Below are 10,711 nucleotides of genomic sequence, written 5' to 3'. Positions count from 1 at the left end.
GTCTTCATCATAGGTCCCGCCAGCAGGATCAAGCGTCACAGTGCCTTGACCTTCGGTCGTAACCGTCAACGTGTACTGAGTGGGCGCAGTGACCGTGACGTAGTCTGTCTTGGTTACGGTGCGTGTTGCGCCGTCATCGTCGGTCACCGTCAGCGTCACCGTGTAAGTACCAGCCTCAGTGTACTCATGGATGGCAGTCACGCCTGAGTCGCTTCCGCCATCTCCGAAATTCCAGTCGTAGGAAACAACAGTGCCGTCCAGGTCATCTGAAGCAGATGCGTTAAAGTTTATGGTGAGCGGTACCTCACCGGACGTCGGATCGCCCGTGAAGCTTGCTATGGGAGGAAGGTTTGAATCCGAGGAAACAAACCCACCTAATTCAAAGGGCTTCTCTGCGGTTCCTATCTCAAGTGGGCCGTTTAGGGGACCGGTGACCTGGAAGGATGAATAATCATAGTTTTGAACATCTGTACCAAGATCCAAATCAATCTTGAATTGGTAAAAGATACCTGTATCGGCTGAGAGCTCAACCCCAATACTCTCATAGCGGTCGAATTTGTTCAGGCTAATTTGTGCGACGTCACGCAGCTTGGTGGGGTCGGGGCTCCCATCTTGCCACTCTTCCAGGGTCACCACAGCGCCGAGTGAATAAAGGGCATGGTAGTTGGATGACGTGGTTCCAAAAGGAAGGAAATCGACCAGCCCATACAAGTATGCCCCGGTGTAATATTGGCCCGGGCTGTCAACGCGAAATCTCCGGACAATATAGGTCTTAACTTCCTGGTCGACATCGACAGCATAGTTGCCTCCAAACCCGTTGAGATTGATTTCCGCAAACCCCTGGACTAAGGTCCCATTTTCCGGATTGATTCCCCCGTCAGGCCCCTTAGCCATGGCATTCATCTGAATGACGCCTGTCGGGAAACCCGAAATGCTTTGGCCCGGCTCCACGTTCTTCAATAGGATGCTTGAAAACGGGCCTGCGCTCACGCCAGAATGTGTAACAACCCCTGTAGCCTCTACCCAGCCCCCAGCAACCCCTGCCGGATAATAAAATAAACCGCCGTTTGGCTGCACCTCATATCTGAATGCGTAATAATCTGACTCCCAAAGAACGGCCGCCTGAACTTGCGCAAATGCCAATATGACAAAGAGTATTGCCACCCCCACTGCTATTCTTTTCATCACGTATCTCTCCTTCCCCTATCAAAACTAACGGCTTTGTAAAAAGTCTTAGAACGGGTCATTGCGAGAAATGAAACGAAGAAGCAATCTCCTGAGTTCAAGCTCTTACAGGCAATGAGATTGCTTCGCTACGCTCGCGATGACATCAGGAGGGACTTTTTACGAGTCCATCACAATTGATGTATTCATGTGTAATCAAGTCCCCTTGGTTAATGAAGATCTCCTGTCAGGCGATTTTCAAATATTCTTATGTCAGCATCCTTTTCCAATTTTGTTGCCATCTCGTCAAACGCCTTCGCCTCGTTTTGTCGAAGAACTATTTTCTTAATGTCATTCTTCACCTCTTCATAAGATCCAAAGCTCGCCGGGATGATTTTGTCCACAGTAAGTATATGGTAGCCATATCTTGTTTTTACGATATTACTAACCTCACGCTCATTGAGCGTAAAGAGTACTTTCTCAAGGGCTGGCAGGGTTCTGCCTTTTTCAATGGTTCCCATACTTCCTCCCTCCAAAGCCATGGGAAGATCAATGGAGAACTCTTTAGCCAACTGGGTGAACTCTTCGCCGTTGCGGAGTCTTTCCATCACTTTTTCAGCTTCTTCTCGACTCCTGAGCAATATATGCCTTGCTTCCACCTTTGGAGGTGATGAAAATTTGTGGCGGTTTTCCTTATAATATCTCTTGATCTCGTCCTCGGTTACTTTAACCTGGCTGCCCACTTCATATTGAAGGAAGCGAGCAACAATTAGATCTTCTTCATATTTCTTAACCTTTTCGATGATGTCTTTGTAATGCTTCAGGGCCTGGACCGATTCCTGATGCAATATTAGATGTCGCCTTATCAGGTTTTTCAGCAATTTTTTTTTCTCTTCGTACGGAATTTCTCTTTTCCCGGTTTTCCTTTTGTATTCTAGGATCAAACGGTCGACCTCTGGCTTCATGATGGACGCGTTGTTGACCGTCGCGATAACCACACTGTCGGAGGCTGCGAAAGAAAGAGGAGTCCATGCGAACCGTGGACATAAACTGAGAGCCAACCACACGGTAACAACTAAAACAATAAATCCACTAATAAAAACAGAATCCGTTAACTTCATGAAGAACCTTACTTTCGGAGTACCTGATCCAGGAGCATTCCTGCATGCTTGCTGATAAGTTCATCTTCGTGATCTCTCGCCTTTTCAAGAGTCTCGCGATCTGACCCATCCACGAACTGCTCAACGCACATGAGCGCTATCCTTCGGGTCTCTTGGTCATCATCCCAGAGCACATCTAGCAGCGCCTTGTAATTCTTGGGTGTTACGTATCCAATGAGAGAAAAGGCTGTCTCTTTACGAACCTCTGGGTCTTTTGATTCTAATTTTGGAATTAACGCTTCATCAGTACCCACTCCCCCAATTCCGGCAATGGCTCGTATTGCTTCTTTCTCTACTGTGGAATCCGGGCTATACAGAAGGGGTTCAACCGCCTCTTTTAAGCTCGTTCTACGCTCTGACGGTCCATGAGATGAGGAATACTTTGCAAGAGTCTTTAAGCACGAAGCCTTTTGCTCATTTTCAACTTCCTCTCTTTGGAGCAAGTCCCCGAAGATATCCGGCGCCGCCGGACTGCTTGCAAGGGCTTGGATGGCGTCTTTTTCTAATTCTTGATTTTGTATTTTATTTGCCAGCATCTCGTTAAGCTCTGGCATATTCAGCCTGGAAAGCGCAAGGGCGCTGGCGGCCTGATCTCGATCGTTGGAAGAAACGACATACTCCTGGAGTAGGTCCAACGCCTCAGGAGTATTGATGTTGGCAAGAATATTGAAACAATTGCGCCGAATCTCGGAGTCTTCACTTTGGTCCAAAAGGATGCCCAAATGAGGAACACACGCCGGGCTGCCAATTAGTGACAGTGACCTTACGGCAAAACCCTTTCCGCTATCAGTTTGTTCAAACATAAAATCCGAGACAACCGGTAAAAGGCGATCTTTTCCGATCATGGCTGCGGTTATCAAAGCGTGACCACGAAGCGCGAAAGCCTTATCTCTGGCCCTTTTTTCCAGCATCTCATAGACGAGGTCTCCCAGATCGCTGTTTAGGCCTATATATCCCAAGGTATCGATGGCTTCTGAAACCACCACACCATCATTATCATCGAGAAACTTCAGAAGAAGATTGATAGCCTCCGAAGATGGGTGCTTTCTCAGGCTCAAGATCGCCTGAACACGTGCTGAAACATTTGGATCGGCTAATGCTTTTGTTGTCGCCTCAATCCAAGAGCTATCTGGGTCTTGGACCGTTTCCTGAGTTGCATCTAACTGTACTTCAGTCGGAATTACTGACGCCTTTTCAGCCTTTTCTTGAATTGTTGTGGTAGGTGGTTCTACTTTCGACTGTCTGTAATACTTTATGGATGCATAACCAATGGCCGCGAATACCGCCAAGCCAACAAACCACCTTAAAGCGAGCTTAGAGGGTATATGACCCATGGAAATCTCCTTGTCACAGAAAATCTTGATTTGCCTTCCTCAGAGAGCGCGATTCAAATTGAAATGAGTAAGAAATCGAGAAGGGGGGGGTCGCCTTGAACGCGACCCCCCATCCCGTCCAAAATGTGAATTAAATGTTAAATGATAATTAGCGATAATTATCCTCCGTAACACTGGGCGCCAACATATTCCGTGCCCACAATGCCGATGTATTTCAGGATCACATTGTCACTACCGTAACGAATGTCAGCCGTATTGTTGCCAGGAATAGTCACTTCGACATTGATGACGTCGCCCTGCTTCAGGTTATAAACTGTCTGGCCAGAAGCGTTGGTCTCACCGGTTGCAGGCAGCACCATAACGATCCCTTCTTCCCACAAGGCCTTGGTTGTGTACAGAGCACTGTCCAGCTTCACGGCGCTAAGTCCAGGAATGGTGCGAGCATCCATCGTGAAGGCGCTCTCAAAACCAGGTGTCGCAAAGGCCCCTGGCATGGCTTCTACTGTCACGCTTGGGTTGGCCGTAGGCACGAAGAAAAGTTGCCCCCACGGCGCTCTGTACCGACCGCTTTGTTCTGCACCGGTCCAAATATCGAACTCATTGTGTTTCAACACGCAGTCAACGATATTCAGATTAATATCGCTTTCCGGTTTCATCTGAAGGACAATTTGCCACTCGTAAACGGCCTCATTGTAAGCATCCGTCAGTGCAGACAAATATTGGGGAAAGCAAGGATCCGGGTACTCTTGACCGGCGGTGTTCGAGAAATATTCAGTAGGATAAAAGTCACTAAACATATTGATCGGCCTCAAAAAGCCGTCAGTGTTGTTTATAATGACACTCCACTTAATGGCGTCATTGAAATAGTTTGCGGCGTCGCACCCGACTGCGTCAAATTCCGGGATGTTTCCCGCAAAGGCAGGGGTAGCAATAAAAGCCACAGCAATCAAAACAAGAATAAGTTTGCGCATTATTTCCTCCTTTCTTAACTCAACTCTTCAAAGATCTTAACTCAACTGTCTAAGATTACTTCCGATTGCAACACGCAATCGTTCCACTACCATCTAGCTTTTTTCCACCTCCTTTCTGGATGCATATTAGCATGCATATTTTCTTTCCAGATGGGAGCGCTATCCAAGGCGCCTAATGCTTGCCCCCACCTGATTGGCATACAACCACCCATCATTTTTGGCGAAGACCCTCAACTGAGCTCACAAGGGCAATCAGTCCCTACTTAACACCTTGCCCATGAGCACTGTATAAGTCGCTGTTGTAAGCGGACCAAAGAGCGCTAATCACAGCTTTTCACAATGGCAAAAGACTCACTTGCCCTGTCAGAAACAACTTTTGGCGCATAAAAAGATTCAAAACAAGAAGAGGTGCCGACGACTATCGTAAGTTGCAACCCTTGTGCCAGCAGTAGAACAACTACTTGAAAATATCACTCGCCATGGATTCAATATAACAAATTCAACTGGTTAAAGTCTGACCACGCTGGCAGTTAAGTTCTTGATACGCTCTAAGCACCCAATCTCCTGAAAGCTGGTGGTGCCTTAGTAGGCTTTTTTTGTCCCAGCATTTTGAAGCAGTATTCGGAAATGCCCTTTCTCTGTATGAATAGGATGCAAGGCTAAATTAGTCCTACCTGAAACAAGCGATTATCCAACCCCTAACAATCAACCGGGTTGTCTGAACCTTTCCACGTCGATTCCGTGTTTGCGGATCAACTCCCAGAAGGCCCGGCGATTCTTTTTTGCTGCAAGCGCTGCCCGCGTGACGTTACCTTGATGGGCTTGCAACATTTTTGTGATATAGTCTTTCTCGAATTTCGCAACTACTTTAGCCTTTGTCTCCCTGAAGCCCTCTTTGCCGGAGATGTTTTCTATGCGTGGCAAGACAATGTCAGAACGGCCTATAACCCCCTGCTTGGAGAGCAAAACAGCTCGCTGGACCACGTGTTCCAATTCCCGCACATTACCCGGCCAGTCATAGAGCACGAGAACCTGCATGGCCCCCGAAGAGAAGTCAGACACTACCTTGCTGAATTTTGCTGAATACTTCGTCAGGAAATAGCGAGACAAAAGGGGGATGTCTACTCGTCGCTGTTGGAGTGGTGGCAGCTTGATAGGGACAACATTCAAACGATAGTAAAGACTGCGGCTGAGCTTCCCTTCTATCACCGCTCTTTTTGGTTCAACGTTTGACGCAGCGAGGACTCGCACATCGGCTCGGTATGTCTTTGCGGAGCCGATCGGCCGGTACTCCCTTTCCTGCAGAAAGCGCAATAGCTTACCTTGCGCAATGAGCGGAAGCCTCGTAATCTCATCCAGGAATAACGTTCCGCCTTCAGCACTGTGAATCAATCCGGGTCGTGACGTCGAGGCATTGGTAAATGCTCCAGGTTCGTGGCCAAACAATTCGTTTTCCACCAAGTCCGCTGGGATGGCTCCGCAGTTAACGGGTACGAATGGGCTTTTTGCTCGGGGACTGAGATAGTGTATAGCTCGAGCGCACAACTCCTTGCCTGTTCCTGTTTCACCCCAGATCATGACGTTCGCATCACAGCGGGCCACGAGAGGAATTTTTTCCATCTCTTCAACAAAGGAGGGATCTTGCCCAATAAATTGCTGATCATTTGGCAGTCTATCAAAGGCACTCAGCATTTTTTCAAAGCCTCTAAGTCAATCCCTTCCACTGCCAAACAGGATTGGGGGGCAGCCTGATCACATTGGTCCAAAGGCCTTTCGTAGAACGATGGAAAGGAACATCTCCCCAAAAAAAGCGAATCAACATAATCGGGAGTTTAGCAAACTAAATGAAGCCATGACGATAAGATAACTAGATATTTTAAAAATTATAATCTGAAGCCATAGCAATCAATATGCCATTGGCATTACGGCCTGGCTCTCCACGTTATCTTATTCAAAAGAAAAGCGAATATGTTGAGTAGGTTAGAACTATTTTGGATGAAGCAACGGGCCTCAATTCCTTACGGGTCGTTGGTACAAAAATCGGGCTGTTTTTGTCCTTGCTTTTTCAGGAGATGTGAGGCAAGGCCTCATGGATATTGGACTTGGACGGGGGACGGATTTATCACGACAGAACGGCGGATTGTCCGATTTTTATGAAGGACGGTGGGGTTTAAACCTTTGAACGTCGATTCTGTGCCTGCGGATTAATTCCCAAAAAGCCCGACGGTTTTTTCCCGCTGCCTGTGCTGCCCGAGTAATGTTACCCTGATGGACAACCAAGAGTTTCGTGATGTAGTTTCTTTCAAATTGCGTTATCATCCTCTTTTTTGCTTCCTTGAACGATTCTTCGTGCTGGGTGACTTTCAGGCCTTGCAAGACAATGTCAGAGGGTTCGATCACGTCATGCCCAGTAAATACCGTGGCTCGCTGGACCACATGTTGCAGTTCACGCACATTACCCGGCCAGTCATAGAGGACAAGTGCTTGCATGGTCTTTCGGGAGAAGCCTGAAACTTTCTTGTTGAAGTTGGCTGAATACTTGGCTAGGAAATGTTGAGCTAGAATCGTGATGTCTTCTGGTCTCTCTCTAAGGGGTGGCAGCCTGATGGGGATGACATTTAAGCGATAGTAAAGATCTCGCCTTAGAGTGCCTTCTCTCACCGCCTCTTCTATCTCAATGTTTGATGCTGCGATGATTCGGACGTTGGCCCGGATTGTGTTTGTACAGCCAAGCGGTCGGTATTCTTTCTCCTGAAGGAAGCGCAGAAGTTTGACTTGTGCTGATAAAGAAAGGCTGGTTACTTCATCTAGAAACAGGGTCCCTTTGTCTGCCTCCTGAATTAATCCGAATTGCGATGTGGAGGCGCTGGTAAAGGCTCCTGTCTTGTGGCCGAATAACTCGTTTTCCAGCAAATCCGTCGGAATAGCCCCGCAATTAACAGGCACAAAAAGCTTGTCTGCCCTGGGACTAGCGTAGTGAATTGCTTTGGCACATAACTCCTTGCCTGTGCCTGTTTCTCCAGTGATGAAGACTCCCGCATCAGAACGAGCCACAACAGGTATTTTCTCTATCTCCAAGCGAAAAGCGAGGCTCTCTCCAACCAACTGTTGTCCGTTCGGCAGCTCTCTGGACACGTTAAACATATTCTGAAGCCCAAGGTAGTAATGCCGATTCTTGCGTTGATCAGTGAATTGGCTGCAAATCTCATCCGCCAAAGTTGTAACCGGAAAATCAGACTCGATGGTTATGCTCAAGGTCCTTATTTACCGGGTAGACAGGTAACCGGAACAATACATTGCAACCGCCATGCCACTGACATACCACCCCTGGCAAATGCTTTTTCTCCGGAAAGCAAGAGTACGCAAATTTACTGTGTTGCACGCTATTCTGCAGTGTTCTCCCCTTCCAAGCAAGCTCTCGGGCTTCAGTTTTTCACAATCCGTTTGTGGTAATGGTAGGCTGCTTTTGTCCTTGCCACTTCAGGTCATGGAACAAGAGAGCCTTTGGGGTGTGCAAGTTAGACATAGGACAAATCTATCCAGGTATGAGCAATAAATTGTCCCGCATTTGTGGAGGGATCATATATGTGAACGACAGGTTTATCCTGCCGGCAAAAGTGGATTGTGTGAGTTTCGTGGGCCACCGGATCGCTTGAAATGTTGAGCATCCATCTCGTGCTTGCGGATCAATTGCGAAAATGTTCGACAATCCTTTTGTGCCGCCCGTGCTGCTCGGGTAATGTTACCCTGATAAGCAAGCAGGAGTTTTGTGATATAATCTTGTTCGAATGCCATAACTACCTTTGCCTTTGCCTCCTTGAACGGTTCTTGGCGGTGGGTTGCTTCCAGTTTTGGTAGGAGTATGTGTGAGTTGCAACAAAGCTGGTTTGTCCGCACGCTGCCGAACTTCTATCAGAAACTGGAGGGTATGAACTTCTGCACATCGATTCCGTGCTTGCGGATCAGCTCCCAGAAGGCCCGACGATTTTTTTTTGCTGCTTTTGCAGCTTGAGTTATGTTACCTCCGTGAGCAACCAAGAGTTTTGTAACGTATTGTCTTTCAAATTTTCTGACTACCGCCGCCTTTGCCACCGCAAACGATTCTTCGCGCTGGCTGGCTTCCAGGGGGGTCACTACAATGTCAGAGGGCTCGATCACCCTGTTATGGCTGAGTACCACAGCTCTCTGGACCACATGTTCCAATTCTCGCACATTGCCGGGCCAGTCATAGAGCGTGAGCGCTCGCAAGGCATCTGGAGCGAAGCCGGTCGCTTCTTTATTGAACTTAGCTGAATACTTAGCAAGGAAATAACGAGCCAGAATGGGTATGTCTTCTCGTCGCTTTCTCAACGGTAACAGACTGATGGGCACAATATTCAAACGATAGTATAGATCGAGGCGCAACGTGCCTCTCGTTACTGCCTTTTCGATGTTAATGTTTGACGCCGCGATGACTCGCACGTCGACATGCAATGTCTTGGTACTGCCCAGCGGTCGGTATTCTTTCTCCTGAAGGAAACGCAAGAGTTTGACTTGTGCAGTGAGAGGAAGAGTGACAACCTCGTCCAAAAACAGAGTGCCTTTGTCGGCCTCGTGAATTAGTCCGGTTCTTGGCGTGGAGGCGCCGGTAAACGCCCCAGATATGTGTCCGAATAATTCGTTTTCCACCAGGTTCACTGGGATGGCCCCACAATTGACGGGAACAAAGGGCTTTTTCCAGCGGAGGCTGAGATGGTGGATGGCCCGGGCGCACAAGTCCTTGCCGGTGCCTGTTTCCCCACAGATGAGGACACTCGCATCATGGTGAGCTACAATACGAATTTGCTCCATTGTTGCGTGGAAGGAAGGACTTTCTCCAATCAACTGTTGATCATTTGGCAAATGTAGCAAAGCACCTGGCATTTTTCAGCGCTACCAGAATCCTTTCCGCCGCACTTGCCGGTTGTAAGTGCCATCCAGATTAGATCATTCAAAATGGAGGCAACCGTAAAATCACGGCGTAGTAGAGCCTTCGCTTTCGAGAAGCATACTTATAGTAATCCTTTTGCAATGAAAGGCAGGGCTGAACTTATTCCACAAGCTTTACGCAAATATCGTGCAAATTGACTTCGCAAGACTGATGGTCTCGTAAAAAGTCGTGACTCCGGTGAAAACCGGCGTCCATATTAGTTCCAACTACCTGAAAAGACTGGATTCCGGCTTTCGCCGGAATGACAAAAAATACATTTTTTGACTTTTTACGAGACCATCAAGACTATTTTCCTTACATTTACAGATAGTTAGAGTCGGTTTTTCTACATGTGAATCAGGGATGAATAGCGTTCAAGCAACGAGAAGAAGCGACTTAACTATATTATATTTGGCAAACATCGTGCCAACTCGGTGTAGTTTCAACTTCTTTCTTTAACTCCAAACAGTTAGGCCGTATCACACCGAAATCCATAACCAGAATATTGGGTAAACAAGTTCCAATCTTGGGAAAAAAAATGCCAAGTTTTGGGAAAAAAATGCCAAGTTAGAGTATCAAAAGTAACAGGAGCAGTCGGGATAGGATAAGTTGGCATGGGGCAGAATGTTCAGGAAGAGTCGTTCCTCTGTCCGCCGGTGGTCAACGTCGAGAATACAACATATGGTGGGTCTGGTCTGCTCCGGCAGGCGAGGTCACATATAGCTTGCCAACATCAAGGCTTCCCCACCAAACAATTTGCCTCCAGATATCCTTTCCAGATCAAAACCACCCCACTGTGCTGTGCAGAGGGGATCCCTTCTGCACCTGATTGACCACTTGTCTATACCCCTCCCAATTGTCAAAGTTCAGACTTGTTCTGTCACCCCCGTATATCCGGTTCAGGTTATGGTGCCAGCGCAAAAACGATGTATTATTTTATACTGCAAGGTTAATGCCAGTCTGAACAGACATCGATATCCTCTGTAATATTAAGGCATTGTCTCACATGCCAAAACATATGCCCTGGCGGAACTGTAACAAAAGGTAACAATTTTGAGAAAAAGAGGCGGGAAAAGTGTGTAGAAATTATACAGTTGGGAGGGTTTGCAGACTCCTTTGCGCAGCCCCTAAACG

7 protein-coding genes are annotated in these 10,711 nt (G+C 47.5%); all 7 read right to left on the bottom strand.

Features of this window, described 5'->3' with window-relative positions; translation table 11 throughout:
• Positions 1 to 1,185 (bottom strand): PKD domain-containing protein (locus tag JW883_08770; GenBank protein MBN1842354.1); only part of this gene is annotated, 1,185 nt, incomplete at its 3' end.
• A 209-nt stretch (positions 1,186 to 1,394) separates the two neighbouring features.
• Positions 1,395 to 2,129, bottom strand: coding sequence for a peptidylprolyl isomerase (locus JW883_08765; GenBank protein MBN1842353.1), 735 nt, complete (start codon positions 2,127 to 2,129; stop codon positions 1,395 to 1,397).
• 164 nt (positions 2,130 to 2,293) lie between these two features.
• Positions 2,294 to 3,658, bottom strand: a complete 1,365-nt coding sequence (locus tag JW883_08760) for a HEAT repeat domain-containing protein (protein MBN1842352.1) — start codon at positions 3,656 to 3,658, stop codon at positions 2,294 to 2,296.
• A gap of 158 nt (positions 3,659 to 3,816) precedes the next feature.
• Complete coding sequence (locus JW883_08755; GenBank protein ID MBN1842351.1) at positions 3,817 to 4,629, bottom strand: hypothetical protein; 813 nt, start codon at positions 4,627 to 4,629, stop codon at positions 3,817 to 3,819.
• A 705-nt stretch (positions 4,630 to 5,334) separates the two neighbouring features.
• Positions 5,335 to 6,321, bottom strand: coding sequence for a sigma-54-dependent Fis family transcriptional regulator (locus JW883_08750; protein ID MBN1842350.1), 987 nt, complete (start codon positions 6,319 to 6,321; stop codon positions 5,335 to 5,337).
• A gap of 459 nt (positions 6,322 to 6,780) precedes the next feature.
• On the bottom strand, positions 6,781 to 7,884 hold the full coding sequence (locus JW883_08745) for a sigma-54-dependent Fis family transcriptional regulator (GenBank protein MBN1842349.1): 1,104 nt from the start codon (positions 7,882 to 7,884) through the stop codon (positions 6,781 to 6,783).
• A gap of 657 nt (positions 7,885 to 8,541) precedes the next feature.
• Positions 8,542 to 9,510 carry a sigma-54-dependent Fis family transcriptional regulator gene (locus tag JW883_08740; protein ID MBN1842348.1) on the bottom strand — a complete coding sequence of 323 codons (969 nt, stop codon included), beginning with the start codon at positions 9,508 to 9,510 and terminating at the stop codon, positions 8,542 to 8,544.
• Positions 9,511 to 10,711: the final 1,201 nt, after the last annotated feature.

The organism is Deltaproteobacteria bacterium (assembly GCA_016930875.1).
In the GTDB taxonomy this organism is placed as follows: Bacteria; Desulfobacterota; Desulfobacteria; order Desulfobacterales.
Note: the sequence above shows the minus strand (reverse complement) of the source record. Positions and strands in the feature narration are given on the sequence as shown.